This is a genomic window from Streptomyces sp. NBC_00859 (assembly GCF_045161865.1).
Lineage (GTDB): Bacteria > Actinomycetota > Actinomycetes > Streptomycetales > Streptomycetaceae > Streptomyces.
Genome location: NZ_CP108826.1, coordinates 5,555,715 through 5,577,806 on the forward strand (window position 1 = coordinate 5,555,715; position 22,092 = coordinate 5,577,806).

The 22,092-nt window shown below is 70.0% G+C and carries 22 protein-coding genes; 13 read left to right on the forward strand and 9 right to left on the reverse strand.

The genetic code is table 11. The annotated features are described in order from the left end of the window. Positions 1–6: 6 nt before the first annotated feature. The 5 genes from OG584_RS24305 to OG584_RS24325 all read left to right on the forward strand — a co-directional run bounded on the left by OG584_RS24305 (position 7) and on the right by OG584_RS24325 (position 5,542). A complete protein-coding gene (locus OG584_RS24305) occupies positions 7–1,098 on the forward strand; it encodes a carbohydrate kinase family protein (RefSeq protein WP_405780889.1) in 1,092 nt (363 codons plus the stop codon). Positions 1,099–1,274: 176 nt separating this feature from the next. Further along, positions 1,275–3,362: a PhoH family protein gene (locus OG584_RS24310; protein WP_405780891.1), complete on the forward strand. Its 2,088-nt coding sequence runs from the start codon at positions 1,275–1,277 to the stop codon at positions 3,360–3,362. A 43-nt stretch (positions 3,363–3,405) separates the two neighbouring features. Then, entirely contained in the window at positions 3,406–3,903 is a 498-nt protein-coding gene (gene ybeY / locus OG584_RS24315; protein WP_405780893.1) for an rRNA maturation RNase YbeY, read from the forward strand. Further along, positions 3,900–5,192, forward strand: coding sequence for a hemolysin family protein (locus tag OG584_RS24320; protein ID WP_405780895.1), 1,293 nt, complete (start codon positions 3,900–3,902; stop codon positions 5,190–5,192). Before ybeY ends, OG584_RS24320 begins: the two co-directional genes overlap by 4 nt. Beyond that, on the forward strand, positions 5,189–5,542 hold the full coding sequence (locus OG584_RS24325; protein WP_405780897.1) for an MmcQ/YjbR family DNA-binding protein: 354 nt from the start codon (positions 5,189–5,191) through the stop codon (positions 5,540–5,542). Before OG584_RS24320 ends, OG584_RS24325 begins: the two co-directional genes overlap by 4 nt. Positions 5,543–5,553: 11 nt before the next feature. Here the strand turns inward: OG584_RS24325 and OG584_RS24330 are convergent, their stop codons facing one another. Then, positions 5,554–6,981 carry an MFS transporter gene (locus OG584_RS24330; RefSeq protein ID WP_405780899.1) on the reverse strand — a complete coding sequence of 476 codons (1,428 nt, stop codon included), beginning with the start codon at positions 6,979–6,981 and terminating at the stop codon, positions 5,554–5,556. Positions 6,982–7,156: 175 nt separating this feature from the next. Between OG584_RS24330 and OG584_RS24335 the strand changes: the two genes are divergently transcribed. From OG584_RS24335 to OG584_RS24345, 3 genes are all read left to right on the forward strand, one after another. Beyond that, positions 7,157–7,978, forward strand: coding sequence for a helix-turn-helix transcriptional regulator (locus tag OG584_RS24335; RefSeq protein ID WP_405784254.1), 822 nt, complete (start codon positions 7,157–7,159; stop codon positions 7,976–7,978). Between the two features lie 27 nt (positions 7,979–8,005). Continuing rightward, entirely contained in the window at positions 8,006–8,422 is a 417-nt protein-coding gene (locus OG584_RS24340; RefSeq protein WP_405780901.1) for a cytidine deaminase, read from the forward strand. 135 nt (positions 8,423–8,557) lie between these two features. Further along, positions 8,558–9,181 (forward strand): dihydrofolate reductase family protein, encoded by a 624-nt coding sequence (locus OG584_RS24345; protein ID WP_405780903.1) that lies wholly within the window; start codon positions 8,558–8,560, stop codon positions 9,179–9,181. A gap of 93 nt (positions 9,182–9,274) precedes the next feature. Here OG584_RS24345 and OG584_RS24350 read toward each other — a convergent pair whose 3' ends face one another. Together OG584_RS24350 and OG584_RS24355 are read right to left on the reverse strand one after the other, a co-directional pair. Then, the gene (locus OG584_RS24350; RefSeq protein WP_405780904.1) at positions 9,275–9,613 is read right to left on the reverse strand and encodes a P-II family nitrogen regulator; all 339 of its coding nucleotides are present in this window, start codon (positions 9,611–9,613) and stop codon (positions 9,275–9,277) included. Further along, positions 9,610–10,932: an ammonium transporter gene (locus OG584_RS24355; RefSeq protein WP_405780906.1), complete on the reverse strand. Its 1,323-nt coding sequence runs from the start codon at positions 10,930–10,932 to the stop codon at positions 9,610–9,612. Before OG584_RS24355 ends, OG584_RS24350 begins: the two co-directional genes overlap by 4 nt. 159 nt (positions 10,933–11,091) lie before the next feature. On the opposite strand from OG584_RS24355, the gene era reads away from it, so the two are divergent. Further along, positions 11,092–12,042 (forward strand): GTPase Era, encoded by a 951-nt coding sequence (gene era, locus OG584_RS24360; RefSeq protein ID WP_405780907.1) that lies wholly within the window; start codon positions 11,092–11,094, stop codon positions 12,040–12,042. 383 nt (positions 12,043–12,425) lie between these two features. Here era and OG584_RS24365 read toward each other — a convergent pair whose 3' ends face one another. Beyond that, entirely contained in the window at positions 12,426–12,692 is a 267-nt protein-coding gene (locus OG584_RS24365; RefSeq protein ID WP_405780909.1) for a protealysin inhibitor emfourin, read from the reverse strand. 16 nt (positions 12,693–12,708) lie between these two features. Beyond that, positions 12,709–13,791, reverse strand: a complete 1,083-nt coding sequence (locus tag OG584_RS24370) for a M4 family metallopeptidase (protein WP_405780911.1) — start codon at positions 13,789–13,791, stop codon at positions 12,709–12,711. Positions 13,792–14,086: 295 nt separating this feature from the next. On the opposite strand from OG584_RS24370, the gene leuA reads away from it, so the two are divergent. The 4 genes from leuA (at position 14,087) to OG584_RS24390 (ending at position 18,572) form a co-directional block, all read left to right on the forward strand. Further along, positions 14,087–15,844 (forward strand): 2-isopropylmalate synthase, encoded by a 1,758-nt coding sequence (gene leuA, locus OG584_RS24375; RefSeq protein ID WP_405780913.1) that lies wholly within the window; start codon positions 14,087–14,089, stop codon positions 15,842–15,844. 301 nt (positions 15,845–16,145) lie between these two features. Then, positions 16,146–16,841 (forward strand): TerB family tellurite resistance protein, encoded by a 696-nt coding sequence (locus tag OG584_RS24380; protein WP_405780914.1) that lies wholly within the window; start codon positions 16,146–16,148, stop codon positions 16,839–16,841. Positions 16,842–16,997: 156 nt separating this feature from the next. Continuing rightward, a complete protein-coding gene (recO, locus tag OG584_RS24385; RefSeq protein WP_405780916.1) occupies positions 16,998–17,744 on the forward strand; it encodes a DNA repair protein RecO in 747 nt (248 codons plus the stop codon). An 18-nt stretch (positions 17,745–17,762) separates the two neighbouring features. Next, positions 17,763–18,572 (forward strand): isoprenyl transferase, encoded by an 810-nt coding sequence (locus tag OG584_RS24390; protein ID WP_405780917.1) that lies wholly within the window; start codon positions 17,763–17,765, stop codon positions 18,570–18,572. Between the two features lie 129 nt (positions 18,573–18,701). Here the strand turns inward: OG584_RS24390 and OG584_RS24395 are convergent, their stop codons facing one another. From OG584_RS24395 to OG584_RS24410, 4 genes are read right to left on the reverse strand one after another with little or no spacing between them, the layout of a single operon-like run. Beyond that, positions 18,702–19,121 (reverse strand): Fur family transcriptional regulator, encoded by a 420-nt coding sequence (locus OG584_RS24395; RefSeq protein WP_405780919.1) that lies wholly within the window; start codon positions 19,119–19,121, stop codon positions 18,702–18,704. A 53-nt stretch (positions 19,122–19,174) separates the two neighbouring features. Beyond that, the gene (locus OG584_RS24400) at positions 19,175–20,068 is read right to left on the reverse strand and encodes a metal ABC transporter permease (RefSeq protein ID WP_405780921.1); all 894 of its coding nucleotides are present in this window, start codon (positions 20,066–20,068) and stop codon (positions 19,175–19,177) included. A 2-nt stretch (positions 20,069–20,070) separates the two neighbouring features. Further along, positions 20,071–20,880, reverse strand: a complete 810-nt coding sequence (locus tag OG584_RS24405) for a metal ABC transporter ATP-binding protein (protein ID WP_405780922.1) — start codon at positions 20,878–20,880, stop codon at positions 20,071–20,073. Positions 20,881–20,932: 52 nt separating this feature from the next. Further along, complete coding sequence (locus OG584_RS24410) at positions 20,933–21,895, reverse strand: metal ABC transporter substrate-binding protein (RefSeq protein WP_405780924.1); 963 nt, start codon at positions 21,893–21,895, stop codon at positions 20,933–20,935. Positions 21,896–22,092 lie beyond the last annotated feature (197 nt).

The window sequence follows — 22,092 nt, forward strand, 5'->3', positions numbered from 1 at the left end:
CGCAGGGTGGTTCACGACAACAAAGCACTCGACCCGCTGGACGGGCTCCGCGCCCCCCAGGATCCGGCCTGCGACGTCTTCCTCACCGGCACGGTCTTCCTGGACATCATCTTCACCGGCCTCGACAGCGCACCCGTACGCGGTACCGAGTCCTGGGCGCGCGGCATGGGTTCGAGTCCCGGCGGGGTGGCCAACATGGCCACCGCGCTGGCCCGGCTCGGGCTGCACACCTCGCTCGCCGCGGCCTTCGGCGACGACCACTACGGCGAGTACTGCTGGGACGCCCTGGAGCAGGGCGAGCAGATCGACCTCTCGCGCTCCCACACCGTGCCGGGCTGGCACTCCCCGGTCACGGTCTCCATGGCGTACGAGGGCGAGCGCACCATGGTCTCGCACGGCCACGAGGCGCCGCCGCCCTCCGGCAGCACGTACCCCAACTGCCCGCCGCGCGCACGGGCCGCCATCGCCTCGCTGGGCCCCGGCAGCCGCGAGGAATGGGTCCTGCACGCAGCCAAACGCGGCACGAAGGTCTTCGCCGACGTCGGATGGGACGAGACGGGCCGCTGGGACCTGGCGGGCCTCGCCGACCTGGAGCACTGCGAGGCGTTCCTGCCCAACGCCGAGGAGGCGATGCGCTACACCCGCACCGACTGCCCGCGCGCCGCGGCCCACGCGCTCGCCGAGAAGGTCCCGCTGGCCGTCGTCACGCTGGGGGCCGAAGGGGCCTACGCGGTCGACGGATCGACCGGCGAAGCCGCGTCGGTGCCCGCCATCGGCGTCGAGGCGCTCGACCCGACCGGCGCGGGCGATGTCTTCGTCGCGGGCTTCGTCACCGGGACACTGGCGGGCTGGCCGCTCGCCGACCGGCTCGCCTTCGCGGGGCTCACGGCCGCGCTCTCGGTCCAGGAGTTCGGCGGCTCGCTCTCGGCGCCCGGCTGGGCCGAGATCGCCGCCTGGTGGCAGCAGGTACGCACCTGCCAGGGCCAGGACCCGGCCGCGCTGCGCCGGTACGCCTTCCTTGAGGAGCTGCTGCCCGCGAGTGCCCGTTCCTGGCCGCTGCGCAGGGCCGTACCGACCATCGGCTTCCGCGCGCCGTGACGCCCCCGGCGCGCGGCGGCCGGCGTCCGCCCGGTCCGCGGGGACGCCGCCCGCCGCACACCCGGCCGTAAAAGCCGTGGCGTTGTCGGTGCGGCGTCGTAGGCTGGGTGGTCCAGAGGTTGTCGAGCAGCGAGAACCCCGCAACGGGAGGTATGCGCAGGCCCGAGGGCCGGCCCATGACTCAGACACCAACACAGCCCCCGGCGCGCGCCCACATCACGATCCCCGCCGCACACCCCATGGTGATGCTGCTCGGTTCGGGCGACTCGCTGCTGCGCGTGATCGAAACGGCGTTCCCGGCGGCCGACATCCATGTCCGGGGCAATGAGATCAGTGCCACAGGCGCGGCGGCCGATGTCGCCCTCATCCAGCGCCTGTTCGACGAGATGATGCTGGTGCTCCGCACTGGGCAGCCGATGACGGAGGACGCTGTGGAACGCTCGATCGCCATGCTCCGGGCCAGCGAGAACGGCGAAGGGTCCCCCGGGGGCGAGACGCCCGCCGACGTCCTCACGCAGAACATCCTCTCCAGCCGCGGCCGTACGATCCGCCCCAAGACGCTCAACCAGAAGCGGTACGTCGACGCCATCGACAAGAACACCATCGTCTTCGGCATCGGCCCCGCGGGCACCGGAAAGACCTACCTCGCGATGGCCAAGGCGGTCCAGGCGCTGCAGTCCAAGCAGGTCAGCCGGATCATCCTGACCCGCCCCGCCGTCGAGGCGGGGGAGCGGCTCGGCTTTCTGCCCGGCACGCTCTTCGACAAGATCGACCCGTATCTGCGGCCGCTCTACGACGCGCTCCACGACATGCTGGACCCGGACTCGATCCCCCGGCTGATGGCGGCCGGAACGATCGAGGTGGCGCCGCTGGCGTACATGCGGGGCCGGGCGCAGCCTGTCTTCACCAATGTTCTGACGCCGGACGGCTGGCGTCCGATCGGCGAGCTGAAGGTGGGCGACCTGGTCGTCGGTTCGAACGGCGAGCCGACCCCGGTTCTCGGCGTGTACCCGCAGGGCGAGAAGGACGTCTACCGTGTGACCGCCCAGGACGGCTCCTGGACCCTCTGCTGCGGCGAGCACCTGTGGACGGTCCGCACGGCCTCGGACAAGCGTCGCGACAAGCCGTGGCGGGTCCTGGAGACCACGGACATGATCGGCAACCTTGGTGCCGCGCACGCCCGCCGCTACGAACTTCCGATGCTGACCGCCCCCGTCAGCTTTCCTCGCCGTGACGTTCCTATGGACCCGTACGCCCTCGGACTGCTTCTCGGTGACGGTTGCCTGACAGGTCGTACCACCCCGTCCTTCGCCACCGCTGACCCGGAACTTGTTTCCGCGCTGGAGCCGGCAGCGCCCGGCATCACGGTGCGTCACAAGGACCGGTGTGATTACGTCCCCAATCGCACGAGCGCCCCCGGCGATGTGATCACGCTGGAGAATCCGGTGACCGGAGCACTCCGCGCTCTCGATCTCCTCGGCTCCAGGTCCCATTCGAAGTCCGTCCCGGACGGCTACCTCCGCAACGCGGCGGACGTCCGGCTGGCTCTGCTCCAGGGGCTGCTGGATTCCGACGGCGAGCCGGTGACTCAGTCCGACCGGACATGCCGCGTTCAGTACACGACGACATCGATCCTGCTCCGGGACGACGTCATCGAGCTGGTCCAGTCGCTGGGTGGAGTGGCCTGCACACGTCACAGGGCTGCCGAAGGGCGTAAGCCCGGCAGGGCGAACGGGCGTGATGTCCCGTACCGCTACGACGCGCATATCGTCGACATCAGGCTCCCGGACGGCGTCGAACCCTTCAGGCTCAAAAGGAAGCTGGAGAAGTACGAGGCCGCCGGCGGTGGGGGCCGCCCGATGCGCTTCATCGACAGCATCGAGCCGGCGGGCAGCGAAGAGACGGTCTGCATCCAGGTCGCAGCGGAGGACTCGCTCTACGTCACCCAGGACTACCTGCTGACACACAACACGCTCAATGAGGCGTTCATCATCCTGGACGAGGCGCAGAACACCAGCGCCGAGCAGATGAAGATGTTCCTCACCCGCCTCGGCTTCGACTCGAAGATCGTCGTCACCGGCGACGTCACCCAGGTCGACCTCCCGAGCGGTACCAAGAGCGGGCTGCGCCAGGTGCAGGACATCCTGGAGGGCATCGACGACGTGCACTTCTCCCGGCTCACCTCCCAGGATGTCGTCCGGCACAAGCTCGTCGGCCGTATCGTCGACGCATACGAGAAGCACGACAGCCAGAAACAGCTGTGAGCACAGCAGCTGCAGGCACAGACCGAAAGAGTCAGCAGGCCCCATGTCGATCGACGTCAACAACGAGTCCGGAACCGAGGTCGACGAGCAGGCGATCCTCGACATCGCCCGCTACGCCCTCGCACGGATGCGGATCCACCCGCTCTCCGAACTGTCCGTGATCGTCGTGGACACCGAGGCCATGGAGCAGCTGCACATCCAGTGGATGGACCTGCCGGGCCCCACGGATGTCATGTCCTTCCCGATGGACGAACTGCGTCCGCCGGCCAAGGACGACGAGGAGCCCCCGCAGGGACTCCTCGGTGACATCGTGCTCTGCCCCGAGGTCGCCAAGCAGCAGGGCGCGGACGCCCCGACGCAGCACTCCATGGACGAGGAGCTCCAGCTGCTGACCGTCCACGGGGTGCTGCACCTGCTGGGCTACGACCACGAGGAACCCGACGAGAAGGCCGAGATGTTCGGTCTCCAGGCCGCGATCGTCGACGGCTGGCGGGCGGAGAAGGGACACACCGGACCCTCCCCGGCGCCGACCGTCTCATGACCGCGCAGCTCATCGTCGGTGCTGTCGCGCTGGTCGTGGTGGCCTGGCTGGCCGCCTGCGCCGAGACGGGCATCGCCCGTACGTCGAGTTTCCGGGCCGCCGAGGCCGTACGGTCGGGGCGGCGCGGCAGCGAGAAGCTGGCGCAGATCGCCGCCGATCCCACCCGGTACCTCAATGTGGCGCTGCTCGTGCGGGTCGCCTGTGAAATGGCGTCCGGAGTCCTCGTCACCTATGTCTGCCTCCGGGAACTGTCCGAGACCTGGCAGGCGCTGGCCCTGGCCATCGGCCTGATGGTGCTGGTGAGTTATGTGGCGGTCGGCGTCTCACCGCGCACCATCGGCCGCCAGCACCCGCTCAACACGGCGACAGCGGCGGCCTATGTGCTGCTGCCGCTCGCCCGGGTGATGGGTCCCGTCCCGCAGCTGCTGATCCTCATCGGCAACGCGCTGACCCCCGGAAAAGGCTTCCGCAAGGGCCCGTTCGCATCCGAGGCCGAGCTGCGCGCGATGGTGGACCTCGCCGAGCAGGAGTCGCTGATCGAGGACGACGAGCGCCGGATGGTGCACTCCGTCTTCGAGCTGGGCGACACCCTGGTCCGCGAGGTGATGGTCCCGCGCACGGACCTGGTCTGCATCGAACGCTCCAAGACGGTCCGCCAGGCCACCACGCTGGCCCTGCGCTCGGGTTTCTCGCGGATCCCGGTGACCGGGGAGAACGAGGACGACATCGTCGGCATCGTCTACCTCAAGGACCTGGTCAGGAAGACCCACATCAGCCGCGACGCGGAGACCGACCTCGTCTCCACGGTGATGCGTCCCGCCGCCTTCGTGCCCGACACCAAGAACGCCGGTGACCTCCTCCGCGAGATGCAGCAGGAGCGCAGCCACGTCGCCGTCGTCATCGACGAGTACGGCGGCACGGCGGGAATCGTCACCATCGAGGACATCCTCGAAGAGATCGTCGGCGAGATCACCGACGAGTACGACCGTGAAGTGCCGCAGGTGGAGGAGGTGGGCGAGGGCAGTTTCCGGGTCACCGCGCGCCTCGACATCGACGACCTGGGCGAGCTCTACGGCCTCGACGAATACGACGACGAGGACGTGGAGACAGTCGGCGGCCTGCTGGCCAAGGCCCTCGGCCGGGTGCCGATCGCGGGCGCGTCCGCGATCGTCGACCTGCCGGACGGCAGGCGGCTGCGGCTCACCGCCGAGTCCCCTGCGGGCCGCCGGAACAAGATCGTGACCGTACTTGCCGAGCCGGTGGCCGAAGTGGAGGAGGCGGCGGGATGACACCGCAGGAGCTCAGGGCGTTCTGTCTGGAATTCAACGCGGCGGCCGAGGAGTTCCCGTTCGGGCCGGAGACCTCGGTCTTCAAGGTGTGCGGAAAGGTCTTCGGCCTGAGTCACCTGGACGGCGACCCCCTGCAGATCTCACTCAAGTGCGACCCGGACGAAGCGGTCCGGCTGCGCGCCGAGCACGAGGCGATCGTCCCCGGCTGGCACCTCAACAAACGCCACTGGAACACGGTGACGGTCGGGCCGCTGCCCGACCGTCAGGTCCGTGAACTCATCGAGGATTCGTACGATCTGGTGGTGGCCGGTCTGCCGAAGGCGGAGCGGCTGCGGCTCGACCGGGCCTGACCGCACAGGGATCAGAGGTCCCGGCCGCGGTCCCGGCCGCCCCTCCTGAGGGCCGCGGCCACCAGCACCGCCGTCCCGACGAGGACCGCCGCGCTGATGCCCAGCACGGCGCGTACCCCGCTGAAGAGGTCGGCCGGGGTGGTGGCCAGCACGCCGAGCAGCGGGATGCCTACAGTCATACCGACCTGCTGGGTCGTGGTGACGAGCCCGGTGGCCAGGCCCTGTTCGGCGTCGGGCACACCGGATGTGACGGTCAGTCCGTACGAGATGATCGCGCCCAGGTGCGCCATGCTGGCCACCGACACGGCGACCGTGGCCAGCCAGATACCCGAGTCGGCGCCCAGCCCCAGCATCGCGGCGATGAACAGCCCCTGGGCGAGCAGCGAACCGACCAGCACCCGGCGGGCACCGAACCTGCCGATGACCTTCGGGGCGGCCATTCCGGCGACGACCGACGCCAGGCCCTGGACGCCGAAGATCAGGCCGGTGCGGAAGCTGGACAGGTGCAGGACCTCCTGGAAGTACAGAGTCAGGACGAAGACCACGGTCGACATCATCGAGAAGGTGACGAGTCCGCCGAGGTTGCCCCAGGCCACGGTGCGCCGCTTCAGCATCGGCAGGGACACCAGGGGAGCGTCGGAGCGGGACTCGACGAAGACGAAGGCCGCCAGCAGCGCGATGCCCAGTACCAGCGACACCACGACGTCCGCGTGACCGAAGCCGCGCTGGGCCGCTGTCGAGAGGGCGTAGATCATCGCGAGCAGTCCGCCGGTGACGGTCACCGCTCCGGGGATGTCGAGGCGCGGCCGCTCCGGGTGGCGTGACTCGGTGAGCAGCCCCGGCGCCAGGGCGATGACGACCACCGCTGCCCCGCCCAGCAGGCCCATGGTGGAGCGCCAGCCCAGTGTGTCGGTCATGACCCCGCCGAGCACCATGCCGACGGTGAAGCCGAGCGAGAGCAGGGTTCCGCTGATGCCCAGAGCCCGGTCACGCTGCGGGCCCTCGGGGAACGTGGTGGTCAGCAGGGACATACCGGTCGGCACGATGACCGCAGCGCCCAGCCCCTGGAGCGCCCGGCCGGTGAGGAAGACCTCCTGGTTCCATGCGAAGGTCGCGACCAGTGAGGCCGCGCCGAAGACGGCGAGCCCGGTGAGGAACAGCTTGCGCCGGCCGACGAGGTCGGCGATCCGGCCGAAGAGCAGCAGGAAGCCGCCGGAGGGCAGGGCGAAAGCGGTGACGGCCCACTGCAGCCCGGAACGGGTCATGCCCAGGTCCTTGCCGAGGACGGGGAGCGCCACATTCAGTACGGAGAAGTCCAGCGCCACCATGAACTGGGCCGCGCACAGGACGAGAAGGACGAGCCTGGCCCGGCCGGTGAGCCGTTCGGCTGCGGGCGGGGCGGGAGCGGGGGCAGGTGTGGTGGAGACGTCGATCGCCATGACAAGAGCTTCGGGCGCCGGGAACAATCGTGGGGAGCGGCAACTTATGCTGGTGGCCGCACCACCAGGCAGCCGGACAGGGGGAGATGGCGTGGCGAGTCCGATCGAGGCGGGGGCGGACGGGCCGAGGCCCGGCACGAAGGCACACCGGCTCAGTGAGCTGCGGGAGTTCCTGATGAGCCGGCGGGCCAGGATCAGCCCGGCCGATGCGGGCCTGCCCGACGGCGGCGCCCGGCGCCGTACACCGGGGCTGCGCCGTGAGGAGGTCGCCGTCCTCGCGGGGGTGGGCGTCTCCTGGTACCAGTGGCTGGAGCAGGGCCGGGACATCACGGTGTCGCCGCAGGTGCTGGACTCGGTGGGCCGGGTGCTGAAGCTGAGCAGTGCCGAGCGCCGCCATCTGTATGTGCTGGCCGGGCTGAACCCGCCGCCGCCGGAGGTCGATCCGGCCAACAGCGACATGTGCGAGGGGCTCAAGCGGCTGATCGACGCCTGGATGCCTTTCCCGGCGCACATCATGGACCAGTACTGGAACACGATCGTCTACAACGACGCGGCGGCGATGACGCTGGGGATGCGTCCGGGGATCGTGCAGAACTGTCTGATCGCGTTCTTCACCGACCCCGTCTACCGGGCCCGCACGAAGGGCTGGGAGGCGATCGCGCACAAGGTGGTCGCGCAGTTCCGCGCCGCCTGCTCGGAGCGGACCGACGACGAGGGCTACCAGGCGATCGTCGATGAAGTGCGGGACCTCAGTCCGGAGTTCGCCGAGCTGTGGGCCCGTCGTGACATCGCGCCCGGTGGGCAGATCCGCAAGGAACTCGCACACCCGGTGGTCGGCGCGCTGTTCGTCGAGTCCACTCAGCTGAGGGTGCCGGCCCGGCCCGATCTGGCGATCGTGCTGCACACTCCGCTGCCCGACACCGGGACGGAGGCCAAGCTCCAGTGGCTGGCATCGCCCGAGGGCCGCAGGGGCTCGATGTACCCGGTCGCCAACTGACCGTTCCCGCCTCTTTATGCTCTGCCCATGAGCGACGACGCAGCGAACAGCGCAGACAGCGGCAAGGACAGCGGTACGGGCGGCGGCACCGCAGCCGGGTCCGCGGTCCCCGATGCCGAGGACCGCAAGATCATCACGCTGGCCCGCAGCGCCCGTGCCCGTAACGGGGTGCCCGAGGGCGCCGCCGTCCGCGACGAGACGGGGCGTACGTACGTCGCGGGCACCGTCGCCCTCGACTCGCTGAAACTCTCCGCGCTGCGGACCGCCGTCGCGATGGCGGTGGCGAGCGGCGCGGAGTCCCTGGAGGCCGCCGCCGTGGTCAGCGCCGCCGGAGACGTGTCCGACGAGGACCGTGCCGCGGTCCGGGACCTGGGCGGTCCCGGCACACCGGTGCTGCTCGCCGGTCCCGACGGCGCGCTGCGCACTACGGTGACGGCCGGCTGAAGCGGGAGGGCGGTCCGGCCGGCACCGGCCGGCCGGTCAACGGGACGCAGGCGTTGCGGGGCTGTCGCGTTCGCGTCCGGCACACCTGTTCCGCCCGAGCGATGAGTTCGGGCCGCCGAACTGGTCTGCCCTGGTATGACTCGAATCATCGCTGACATCTCGGTCTCCCTCGACGGCTTCGTCACCGGGCCCGGCCCAGGCCCTGACAGTGGTCTGGGCGCCGGCGGCGAGGCCCTGCACACCTGGGCGTTCTCCGATGACCCCGAGGAGCGCAGGCTCCTGCGCGAGGGGACCGCGCGCTCGGGTGCCGTCGTTCTCGGCCGCCGGCTCTTCGACATCGTCGACGGGCCGAACGGCTGGGGCGACGAGCGCGGCTACGGCGCGGGTGAGGTCGGCAAGCCCGCGTTCATCGTCGTGACGAGCTCGCCGCCGGAGTCGGTGCGGCTCACCGGCCTCGACTGGACGTTCGTCACCACCGGTCTGTCCGACGCGGTCACCGCTGCGCGCGAGCGCGCCGAGACGGCGTCGTCGGAAAGCGGCAAGGACCTCGACGTCGTTCTCATGGGCGGCGGCGCGACGGTCGGCTCGGCGCTGGACGCCGGGCTGGTCGACGAGCTGACACTGCACCTGGCACCCGTCGTGCTGGGTGCCGGGACGCGCCTGTTCACCGGCGGGGTGCCGCGCACTCTGGTGCAGCGGAGCGTGACCTCGACATCCTCGGCGACACATCTGACCTACGACGTCCTGACGTTGCCGTAGTGGACCCGGCAGGAACAAGCGGTTCCCGGCCCGGCGCACGCCACGGCCGGGCGGCTGCCGCAGGCGAACCGGTTTCCGCTGCCCACCGGCCGTTCAGAGAGCGTCGGGGCCCCGCTCGCCCGTCCTGACGCGTACGACCGACTCGACCGGTACGGCCCAGACCTTGCCGTCACCGATCTTGCCGGTCTGGGCGGCCCGTACGACCGCGTCGATGACGACCTCGCTCTCCGCGTCGTCGACGACCACTTCGATCCGGACCTTCGGGACGAGGTCGATGCGGTACTCGGCGCCCCGGTAGACCTCGGTGTGCCCGCGCTGTCTGCCGTATCCGCTCGCCTCGGTGACCGTGAGCCCGTTGACGCCGAGTTCCTGGAGTGCCGTCTTCACGTCGTCCAGCTTGTGCGGCTTGACGACCGCGGTGATCAGCTTCATGGCCTGGCCTTCTGCGTCGCTGAGGCGGAGAGCGGGGCTCCGTGGCCCAGCACGCCGTGATCGTAGGCGCTCTCGGCGTGCACCGTCAGGTCCAGCCCCCGCTGCTCGTGCTCCTCCTCGGCCCGGAATCCGGTCAGCCGGTCGATGGCCCTGCCGATGCCGTACGTGACGGCGAACGCGTAGACGGCGACCACCAGCACACCGAGGGTCTGCCGGCCCAGCTGCCCGAAACCGCCGCCGTACAGCAGTCCCCGCGCCCCGCCCGTCATCGCCGATGTGGCGAACAGCCCGATCAGCAGGGTTCCGACGACCCCGCCCACGAGGTGCACTCCGACGACATCCAGCGAGTCGTCGTAGTTGAGCCGGAACTTCCAGCCGACCGCGTACGAGCAGAGCACCCCGGCGACGAGCCCCACGGCCAGCGCCCCGACCAGCCCGACCGCACCGCAGGCAGGGGTGATCGCGACGAGCCCGGCCACGGCGCCGGACGCCGCGCCCAGGGTGGTCGGATGACCGTCGCGCTTCTGCTCGACGAAGAGCCAGCCGAGGAGACCGGTGCAGCCCGCGGCGAGTGTGTTGAGGAAGGCGGCCGCCGCCATCCCGTTGGCGCCGAGGGCGGAGCCCGCGTTGAAGCCGAACCAGCCGAACCAGAGCAGTCCGGCGCCCATCACCACCATCGGAAGGTTGTGCGGGCGCATCGAGTCCTTCTTGAAGCCGAGCCGCGGCCCGAGGACCAGACAGAGCGCGAGCCCGGAGGAGCCCGAGACGATCTCGACGGGCATACCGCCCGCGAAGTCCAGCGCCTTCAGACCAGTGAGGATCCAGCCGCCCGGCCCCCACACCCAGTGCGCCACGGGGACGTATACGAGCAGCGTCCACACGGGAACGAATACCAGCCACGCGCCGAATCTCGCCCGGTCCGCGATGGCCCCGCTGATCAGGGCGGCCGTGATGATCGCGAAGGTGAGCTGGAAGGTGGCGAAGAGCAGCGTCGGGACGGAGCCCCGCACACTGCCGGGGCCGATACCGGCCATTCCGGCGTGACCGAGCCCGCCGATCAGCCCGCCGAACGAGTCGGGGCCGTAGACCAGCGAGTAGCCCGCAAGCAGCCAGACCACGGTGACGAGCGCGATCGACACGAAGCTCATCATCAGCATGTTCAGCACGCTCTTGGTGCGGACCATGCCTCCGTAGAAGAGCGCGAGGCCCGGCGTCATCAGCAGCACCAGCGCGGTCGCGGCGAGCAGCCAGGCGGTGTCGCCGGTGTCGATACGGGCGGCCAGGGTGGTCAGTGGTGCGTGGGGTATCGCAGGCGTCACTGCGGGGGTCACCTTCTCCCGGTACGGTCCGTAGAGGTTGCCGTCTCCGCGTTTCCGGTCGGCTGCACCCGTGTTTCGTCCGTATTTCGTATTGCGGGACGGTTACCGGGAACTCACCGTGGGGCCACCTGGTCGGCGCCCAGCGGCCGATCGGGGAGAATGGGCGCCATGAGCGTTCACACCCAGTCATCCGAAGCCGCCCACCGGGCTGGTTTCGCCTGCTTCGTCGGCCGTCCCAACGCGGGCAAGTCCACTCTCACGAACGCTCTCGTCGGCAAGAAGGTGGCAATCACCTCCAGCCGGCCGCAGACCACCCGCCACACCGTGCGCGGCATCGTGCACCGCCCCGACGCGCAGCTGATCCTCGTGGACACTCCGGGCCTCCACAAGCCGCGCACGCTGCTGGGCGAGCGGCTCAACGACGTCGTACGGACCACCTGGGCCGAGGTCGACGTCATCGGCTTCTGCGTCCCCGCCGACCAGAAGCTCGGTCCGGGCGACAAGTTCATCGCCAAGGAACTCGCCGGGATCAAGAAGACCCCGAAGATCGCCGTGGTCACCAAGACCGACCTCGTCGACAGCAAGCAGCTCGCCGAGCAGCTCATCGCCATCGACCAGCTCGCCACGGAGCTCGGCTTCGAGTGGGCGGAGATCATCCCGGTCTCCGCCGTCGGCGACCAGCAGGTCTCGCTCCTCGCCGACCTGATCGCCCCGCTGCTCCCGCTGAGTCCGCCGCTCTACCCGGAGGGCGACCTCACGGACGAGCCCGAGATGGTGATGGTCGCGGAGCTGATCCGGGAGGCCGCGCTGGAGGGTGTACGGGACGAGCTGCCGCACTCCATCGCCGTCGTCGTCGAGGAGATGCTGCCCCGCGAGAACCGGCCCGCCGACAAGCCTCTCCTCGACATCCACGCGAACGTGTACATCGAGCGGCCGAGCCAGAAGGGCATCATCATCGGCCCCAAGGGTGCCCGGCTGAAGGATGTCGGGATGAAGTCGCGCAAGCAGATCGAGGCGCTGCTGGGCACGCCGGTCTTCCTGGACCTGCATGTGAAGGTGGCGAAGGACTGGCAGCGGGACCCGAAGCAGCTGCGCAAGCTCGGGTTCTGACTCCGGGCCACCCGGCCTCTGCCCCTGAGCAGACAGGCCCCGGGGGACGCCAGGACGGCTCCCGGGGTTCCCGCGGCGGGAGTTGCCGCCGCCGCCCGGTCGGTTCCCGGTCCCTGGCGCGTCAGACGCTGATGAGCCGGACCGGCCGCCGCGGAGCCCCGCGATGCCGTCGATGCCGGACGTCAGGAGCGCGACGGGGGCCGGGCTCCCGCAGAGGGCTTCGGCGACCGTGGCGGCGATGGCGTACTTCTGCCCGTGCAGTCCGGCCGCCGCCACGCGTCGACCGTACTTGCGGTACAGCCGTCACAGGCTGTGGCAGTGCGCGGCTTCCTGCCCCGTGGCCAGGACAGAGGCCGTCGGGCGCCCAAGCCGGACGCGTCAGTTCACGCGCCTTCCTTCAGCACCCGCGAGATGAGCGTCCGCTGCGCGTCGCTCAGCCGCGGATCGGTGCAGAACACCGTGCGGCTGTCCACCGTGATGCGGTAGTTGAATCCGTCGGGCACCCCCGGGGGAGGGGCGTCGTGGCCCGACGCGACCGCCTGTTCGGCCAGCTCGTGCCACTCACCCGCATCGGGCCGGGCCGAGGTGTCCACCTCGGCCCGGCGCTCGATGCCGGCGAAACCTCCCGTGCGCCTTACCTGGATACGCATGGGACCTGTCTACCCCCTACGCGCCCGTAGGGACACCGACCGTGGACCAGGCCTTGGTCACGGCCTCCTCCTCGTCCCCGCTGCCGAAGCGGGAGCGCGCGGATGCGACCGTCAGCCGGGCGAAGTCGGCGAAGCTCGCACCGGCCGCCAGCTCGCCGCCGGTCAGGGTGTCGTACCAGACCTGCCCGGCCCGCTCCCAGGCCTTGCCGCCCAGGGCGGTCGCCAGCAGGTAGAAGGCGTGGTTGGGGATACCGGAGTTGAGGTGGACGCCGCCGTTGTCGTCGGTGGTCCTGACGTAGCCCTTCATCGTGGCGGGCTGGGGGTCCTTCCCGAGCACATCGTCGTCGTACGCGGTGCCGGGCGCCTTCATCGAGCGCAGCGCGACCCCGGATACGCGCGGCGCGAGCAGCCCGGCGCCGATGAGCCAGTCGGCCTGGTCCGCGGTCTGTCCCAGGGCGTACTGCTTGATGAGCGAGCCGAATACGTCCGAGACGGACTCGTTGAGCGCGCCGGACTGGCCGGAGTACGCCAGGTTCGCGGTGTACTGCGTGACGCCGTGGGTGAGCTCGTGGCCGATGACGTCCACCGGGATCGTGAAGTCGAGGAACACCTCGCCGTCCCCGTCGCCGAAGACCATCTGGCTGCCGTCCCAGAAGGCGTTGTTGTACTTCCGGTCGTAGTGGACGCTCGCATCGAGGGCCAGCCCCTTGCCGTCGATCGAGTGCCGCCCGTACGCCTTCAGGTACAGGTCGAAGGTGGCGCCGAGCCCCGCGTACGCCCGGTTGACCGTCGCATCCTTGCCGGGCTGCCCGCCCTCCGCGCGCACCTCGGTACCGGGCAGCTGCGTGCCGTGCCCGGCGTCGTAGATGGTGCGCTTCGGTGTCTTCCCGGCCGCGTCCGCCTGCGCGGGTCCGGCGGCCCCGCGCACGGTGGCGGCCGCGGCCGTCCGGCGGGTGCGGTGCGAGGAGTCCGCTTCGATGGTGCGGCGGGCGGGCCCGGAGAGCACCGGGTCCTCGGCACCGGCCAGCTTGTCGAGGATGTGCGGCGGGACGATGGTGCAGAAGACGGAGTGAGCAGTCGTGCCAGAGGTATCAGTCATGTCTTCGAATGTGGCACTGAGTAAGGGAGTTGTCACTGGTTGCGACGATTATTGATGAGAATGAGTGACCCGGCACATCGTGGACCTGACATCCGGGGTGTCCCGCATACTGATACGGGGGCGGCGTTCCCGGTGCCGCTGGGCTAGGCTGCGGAACATCATGCGTTTCGGGCTGCTTCTCCTTAGCTGCCGCGGCGAGGGCCTGTAGTCGTAGGTCGACCCCCTCCCCGCGGAGTCTGGTGCTGCAGCGGCACAGTCGGCCTTCCCCCGCTGGATTCCGAGGAGCCCCACGCAGATGTCGCACCCCACGCCGATCACCAATGCCACCCGGACGCAGAAGCCCTCCGGAATGCCGGTGCACAAGTACGGCCAGTACGAAGCCGTCGAGATCCCCGACCGCACCTGGCCCGACAACCGGATCACCAGGGCCCCCCGCTGGCTGTCCACCGATCTGCGCGACGGCAATCAGGCCCTGATCGACCCGATGTCACCCGCCCGCAAGCGCGAGATGTTCGACCTGCTGGTGAAGATGGGCTACAAGGAGATCGAGGTCGGCTTCCCGGCCTCCGGCGAGACCGACTTCAACTTCGTACGCTCGATCATCGAGGAAGAGGGCGCGATCCCCGAGGACGTGACCATCTCCGTCCTGACCCAGGCCCGTGAGGACCTGATCGAGCGCACTGTCGAGTCGCTGCGCGGCGCGCACCGGGCGAGCGTGCACCTGTACAACGCGACCGCGCCGACCTTCCGCAGGGTCGTCTTCCGCGGCTCCAAGGACGACATCAAGCAGATCGCCGTGGACGGCACCCGCCTGGTGATGGAGTACGCCGAGAAGATCCTCGGCCCGGAGACGACCTTCGGCTACCAGTACAGCCCGGAGATCTTCACCGACACCGAGCTGGACTTCGCCCTGGAGGTCTGCGAGGCCGTCATGGACGTCTGGCAGCCCGAGGCCGGGCGCGAGATCATCCTCAACCTGCCGGCCACCGTGGAGCGTTCGACGCCTTCCACGCACGCGGACCGCTTCGAGTGGATGTCGCGCAACCTGTCGCGCCGCGAGTACGTATGCCTGTCGGCGCACCCGCACAACGACCGCGGCACCGCCGTCGCAGCCGCCGAGCTGGCCGTCATGGCGGGCGCCGACCGCATCGAGGGCTGCCTGTTCGGGCAGGGCGAGCGCACCGGCAACGTCGACCTGGTCACCCTGGGCATGAACCTCTTCAGCCAGGGCGTCGACCCGCAGATCGACTTCTCGCAGATCGACGAGGTGCGCCGCACCGCCGAGTACTGCAATCAGATGGAGATCCACCCCCGCCACCCCTACGCGGGCGACCTGGTCTACACGTCCTTCTCCGGCTCCCACCAGGACGCCATCAAGAAGGGCTTCGACGCCATGGAGGCCGACGCGGCCGCGCAGGGCAGGACGGTCGACGACATCGAGTGGGCCGTCCCGTACCTGCCGATCGACCCGAAGGACGTGGGCCGCTCGTACGAGGCCGTGATCCGGGTCAACTCGCAGTCCGGCAAGGGCGGTATCGCCTACGTCCTGAAGAACGAGCACAAGCTGGACCTGCCGCGCCGGATGCAGATCGAGTTCTCGAAGATCATCCAGACGAAGACCGACGCGGACGGCGGCGAGGTCACACCGAAGGACATCTGGGCGATCTTCCAGGACGAGTACCTGCCCAGCTCCGTCGACGGTGACGCCCGCTGGGGCCGCATCCAGCTGCGCTCCGGTCAGACCACCACGGACACCGACGGCAGGGACACCCTGACCGTTGAGGCCGTCGTCGACGGTGTCGAGACGGCGCTGTCGGGCACCGGCAACGGTCCGATCTCGGCCTTCTTCGCCGCTCTGTCCGAGACCGGCGTGGACGCCCGGCTGCTGGACTACCAGGAGCACACGATGAGCGAGGGCGCCAGCGCGCTGGCCGCCTCGTACATCGAGTGCGCGATCGACGGCAAGGTCATGTGGGGCATCGGAATCGACGCCAACACCACCCGGGCCTCGCTGAAGGCGGTCGTCTCCGCGGTCAACCGGGCCGCCCGCTGACCCTGCGCGTCCCCACGTGAGCGGGGTCGTACCCGAGGCGTTCTTACGGGTACGGCCCCGCTTGCGGAATTTCGGCGTTCTCGGCCGCACGGACCCCATTTGACCTCATCGTTTCCCGTCCACGGCCGTACTCGGCGAGGGTCGGGACCCAGCCATCTCCTGTCAGGGTGCTGACGCCACATCATCGATGTGGCTAACATCACGTCCACATGGCGGCCCTGTGTCCGGCGGATCAACCGCGGGACGCAGGCGTGGTGGAGCGCAACGCAACGGAGCGTTGCCGGTGTTACGGAGGTGAGCCGTGCTGTCAGTCCGTGGACGAAACGGCAAGAAGTCGATCATCTGGGCCGTCCGCACCTCCTGGGACACGGTCGGCGACGGCGAGTTCTTCTGCGCGGACTGCGGGGGAGACCGCAACTACCGCCGGCTGACCGGTCGCCGCAGACTCACCGTGCTGGGCCTGCCGCTCGTCTCACGCGGCAGCACCGGCCCGGTGGTCGAATGCGCCGCCTGCTGGACACAGTTCTCCACCGACACCCTCGACCGCCCCACCACGACGCGTTTCTCGGCGATGCTGCGCGACGCCGTCCACACGGTGACGCTCGCCGTCCTCACGGCAGGGGGCACCAGCTCCCACGCGGTCATCGAGACCGCCGTCTCCACGGTCCGGGCCGCCGGATTCGACGAGTGCGGCGAGGAGCAGCTGACCGCCCTGGTCGACGCGCTCGCGGCGGACACCGGCCGCTTCGTCACCGACGCCGAACCGTGCGGCGCGGCGCTCACCATCGAGCTGCACGAGTCACTGCAGCCGCTGGCTCCGCACCTGGCCCCGGCGGGCCGGGAGTCGATCCTGTTGCAGGGCGCCCGGATCGCGCTCGCCGACGGCCCCTACAGCCCTGCGGAGCGGGAGGTGCTCGCGACGGTCGGCGGCGCACTCCAGCTCTGCACCGAGGACACGGCCCGGCTGCTGGCGGCAGCGGCACGGATGCCTTCCTGACCGGATGCCTTCCTCACCGGGCGCTCCCGGCCGGAGCCCGGCCGGGTCCGGAGGCCCTGCTCGCACACGGGGCAAGCGGGACATCGGCGCGGGCTCCTGAAGGCCGGGCCCCCTCGGGTGCCCGGCCGGCCTCGCGCGTACGGGACAATGGGGCCCATGAGTCTTTTCCGTGACGACGGGGTCGTCCTGCGGACTCAGAAGCTGGGTGAGGCCGACCGCATCATCACGCTGCTGACCCGGGGCCACGGGCGGGTGCGCGCCGTCGCGCGGGGCGTACGGCGCACCAAGTCCAAATTCGGGGCGCGGCTCGAACCGTTCTCGCACGTCGACGTGCAGTTCTTCGCCCGCGGCAGCGAGCTGATCGGCCGCGGACTCCCGCTGTGCACCCAGAGTGAGACCATCGCTCCGTACGGTGGCGGGATCGTCAGTGACTACGCCCGTTACACGGCGGGCACGGCCATGCTGGAGACGGCGGAGCGCTTCACCGACCACGAGGGCGAGCCGTCCGTCCAGCAGTACCTGCTGCTCGTCGGCGGGCTGCGGACCCTGGCCCGCGGTGAACACGCCCCGAATCTGATCCTCGACGCCTTCCTGCTGCGCTCGCTCGCCGTCAACGGGTACGCGCCCAGCTTCGAGGACTGCGCGAAGTGCGGCATGGAAGGGCCGAACCGGTTCTTCTCCGTGGCGGGCGGCGGGGCGGTATGCGGCGACTGCCGGGTCCCCGGCAGCGTCGTACCCTCTGCGGAGGCCGTCGGGCTGCTCAGCGCACTGCTGACGGGGGACTGGACGACGGCCGACGCGGCCGAGCCGCGGCACGTCAGGGAGGGCAGCGGGCTCGTATCGGCCTACCTGCACTGGCACTTGGAGCGCGGGCTGCGCTCGTTGCGGTACGTAGAGAAGTAGCGAGAGGGAGACGAGCACATGGCACGACGCGGGATTCTGGGGCGTAACAAGCCGGAGTACAAAACCCCCGAACTGCACCCGTCGGGCGCCCGGCCGCCGAAGATCCCCGGCGAGCTGGTGCCGAACCACGTGGCGATTGTCATGGACGGCAACGGCCGGTGGGCCAAGGACCGGGGCCTGCCGCGCACCGAGGGGCACAAGATCGGCGAGTCCACCGTCCTCGAAGTGCTCAACGGCTGCATCGAGATGGGCGTCAAGAACCTGTCGCTGTACGCCTTCTCGACCGAGAACTGGAAGCGCTCGCCCGAAGAGGTGCGCTTCCTGATGAACTTCAACCGCGACGTCATCAGGCGCCGCCGTGACGAGATGGACGAGCTCGGGATCCGGATCCGCTGGGTGGGCCGGATGCCCAAGCTGTGGAAGTCGGTCGTCGAGGAGCTCCAGGTCGCGCAGGAGCAGACCAAGGACAACGACGCCATGACGCTGTACTTCTGCGTCAACTACGGCGGGCGCGCGGAGATCGCCGACGCGGCGCAGGCCATCGCCCGCGATGTGGCCGCGGGCAAGCTGGACCCGGCGAAGGTCAACGAGAAGACCTTCGCGAAATACATCTACTACCCGGACATGCCGGACGTCGATCTCTTCCTGCGCCCCAGCGGCGAGCAGCGCACGTCCAACTACCTGATCTGGCAGAGCGCCTACGCCGAGATGGTGTTCCAGGACGTCCTCTGGCCGGACTTCGACCGCCGGGACCTGTGGCGCGCCTGCCTCGAATTCGCCCAGCGGGACCGGCGGTTCGGCGGCGCGATCGAGGAGGCGTCCGGCTGAGCCGCCGGCGGTACGCCGCGTCAGCCCGCCGGGGGCGGGCGTACGGCGTACCCGGCCGGGCCTCCGCCGGGCAGCCCGGCCGATCCACCGCACCATCGGGTCCGGCCCCCCGGCGGGGGGCCGGACGCCTCAGCTCTCCTTGGTGGTGGCCGCACACTCCGAGCAGGTCCCGAAGACCTCCACCGTGTGCGCCACGTTCACATACCCGTGCTGCGCCGCGATCGACTCCGCCCACTTCTCCACCGCGGGCCCCTCGACCTCGACGGCCTTGCCGCACGTGCGGCAGACCAGGTGGTGGTGGTGCTCCCCGGTCGAGCAGCGCCGGTACACCGACTCGCCGTCGCCCGTGCGCAGCACATCGACCTCGCCCGCGTCGGCCAGCGACTGGAGCGTCCGGTAGACCGTCGTGAGACCGACCGAGTCGCCGCGGTGCTTGAGCACGTCGTGCAGCTCCTGGGCGCTGCGGAACTCGTCCACCTCGTCGAGCGCCGCAGCCACCGCGGCCCGCTGCCGGGTCGACCGGCCTCGTACTGGTGCTCCCGCAGCCACAGGTGCCTCCTCGCCGTCGCCCGCCCGTGTGTCGGGCCATTGTGCCAGCTCCGTCAGGTCCTGGCTGATTCCACCGGCCGCCGTGCCGCCGGGACCCCGGCGCCGCACTCGGCCTCCGCCGCCTCGGCGGCCCGCGCCCGCCGCTTCGCCAGGGGAGCGGCGAGTGCGGTCAGGGCGACGAAGACCGCGATGGCCAGCAGCACAATTGTCGCTCCCGGCGGAACGTCCTGGTAGTACGACGTGATGGTGCCGGAGAGCGTCACCGCGGTGCCGATCACCACGGCCAGCGTGAAGGTGACAGCGAACGACTTCGTCAGCTGCTGTGCCGCCGCCACCGGGACGACCATCAGCGCGCTCACCAGCAGCAGCCCGACCACCCGCATCGCGACGGTGACGGTGACGGCCGCTGTGACCGCGATGAGCAGGTTCAGCACCCGTACGGGCAGCCCGGTGACCCGGGCGAACTCCTCGTCCTGGCTGACCGCGAAGAGCTGCCTGCGCAGCCCGAGCGTCACGAGGATCACGAACGCGGCCAGTACGCAGATCGCGGTGACATCGCTCTGCGACACGGTGGCGAGCGAGCCGAAGAGATACGAGGAGAGGTTGGCGTTCGAGCCGGTCGGGGACAGGTTGATCAGCAGCACTCCGCCCGACATGCCTCCGTAGAAGAGCATGGCCAGCGCGACGTCGCCGCGCATGCGGCCGTAGCTGCGGATCAGCTCCATCGAGACGGCGCCGACGACCGAGACCAGCGTCGCCATCCACACCGGACTCGAATTGAGCAGGAAGCCGAGTCCGACCCCGGTCATCGCGATGTGGCCGATGCCGTCGCCCATCAGGGCCTGGCGGCGCTGGACGAGGTAGATGCCGATGGCGGGGGCGGTGATGCCGACCAGTACTGCGGCGAGCAAGGCCCGCTGCATCAGGGGGCTCTGGAGAAGTTCCATGATCAGCTCAGCAGTCCTGTCCTGGCCGGCTCGGCCGCCGCGTGCGGATGTACGTGGTCGTGGCCGGGCGTGGGGGCCCCTCCCTGCTCGAACGCAGTTGAGAGCTTGGGGGAATGCTGGCCCAGGGCCTCGGGCGGGGGGCCGTCGTGGGTGACGCAGCCGTCCCGCAGGACGACGGCGCGGTCGATCAGCGGCTCCAGGGGCCCCAGCTCGTGCAGGACCAGCAGCACCGTCGTCCGCGCCGCTACCTGCTCGCGCAGGGTCGAGGCGAGGATCTCCTGGCTGGCCAGGTCGACCCCGGCCATCGGCTCGTCCATGATCAGCAGCTCGGGTTCGGAGGCCAGCGCCCTGGCGATCAGCACCCGCTGGTGCTGACCCCCGGAGAGTGCGCCCACGGAGTCGCCCGCGCGGTCTCCGAGCCCCACCAGGTCGATGGCGCGGGAAACGGCCGCCCGGTCGGCCTTCGAGGGCCACCGCAGCTTCGTACGGGCGAGGCGGCCGGACGAGACGATCTCGCGCACCGTCGCGGGCACCCCGCCAGCCGCTGTGGTGCGCTGCGGCACGTATCCGATGCGCGCCCACTGCCTGAACCGGCCCAGCGGGGTGCCGAAGAGTTCGATCGAGCCGCCGGTGAGGGGGACCTGCCCGATCACCGCGCGTACGGCGGTCGACTTGCCCGAACCGTTGGCGCCGAGCAGGGCGACGACCTCGCCCCGGCCCACACGCAGATCGATGCCGCGCAGTACGGGGCGGGCGCCGAGCGCGGCGGTGGCGCCGCGCACCGAGATGACGGGTTCGTGTTCCATGTTCATGGCGCTGCCTCCGGTGCGGTCGCAGATGCGTACGGGCCTGTGCGGGGAGTGGTCACTTCGCGCCGAGCGCCCTCTGGAGCGCGGCGAGGTTGGACTGCATGACCTGGATGTAGTCGCGGCCCCTCGACTTGTCCGTGATCCCCTCCAGCGGGTCCAGCACGCCGGTCTTCACGTGCAGGTCCCCGGCGAGGGTCCTGGCGGTGTCCGGGTTCGCGATGGTCTCGAAGAAGACCGTGGAGACGTGGTGCTTCGCGGCCAGGCTGTGCAGGTCCTTCATGCGCGAGACGCTGGGCTCGCTCTCCGGGTCGATGCCGCTGATGGCCTCCTCGGTGAGGCCGTAGCGCTCGGCGAGGTAGCCGAAGGCGGCGTGCGTGGTGACGAAGGTGTCGGACGTGCGGCTCTTGAGGCCCTCCGCGTACTGCTTGTTGAGGGCGTCCAGCTTCTTCACCAGGGCGTCGGTGTTCTTGCGGTAGTCGGCCTTGTGCGCCGGGTCCGCGGCGGCGAGCGTCCTGTCCACGCCCCTGGCGACCTGGGCGTAGCGCACCGGGTCGAGCCAGATGTGCGGGTCGAGCCCGGCTTCGCTCTCCGAGTGCGAGGCGTTGTCGCCGGTCGTGTGGTGGTGGCCGTCGACCTCGGTGCCGTGCTTTTCGAGCGTGGTCATCGCGGCGGCGTCCGCGGTGTGCTTCACACCGGACTGCTTGATCGCCTCGTCCACGGCGGGCTGGAGGCCCTTGAGGTAGATGATCGCGTCCTCGCGGGACAGGGCGACGGTCTGCCTCGGGCTGAGCTCGAGGTCGTGCGGCTCGACGCCCGGCTTCGTCAGGTTGGTGACCGAGACGTGGTCGCCGCCTATCTGCTGCGTCAGGTACTGGAGCGGGTAGAACGACGCCACGACGTGCAGCTTGCCGTCGTTGTGGCCGGCGGTGGAGGAACCGGAGCAGGCGGCGAGGGCGATCAGTCCGGCGGCGACCGCCGCGGAGACGGCTGTGAGGGGTATGAGGCGGCGTACGTTCATGACAGTCATTTTCAACAAAAGTGGAAACGATTGTCAACAAGGGGTCCCTGCGGGGGGCGGCGGAGGGCTGGTCCCGGACCGGTGCCCGGTCCGCTCCTGGCGTGATCTCCACCGGAACAGGTAACCGATTTGATCCTGGGGGTGCAGCCGCCGGTAACCTGAGGCATTCCGCTGTTCGCAATCGTCGTAATGAAGAG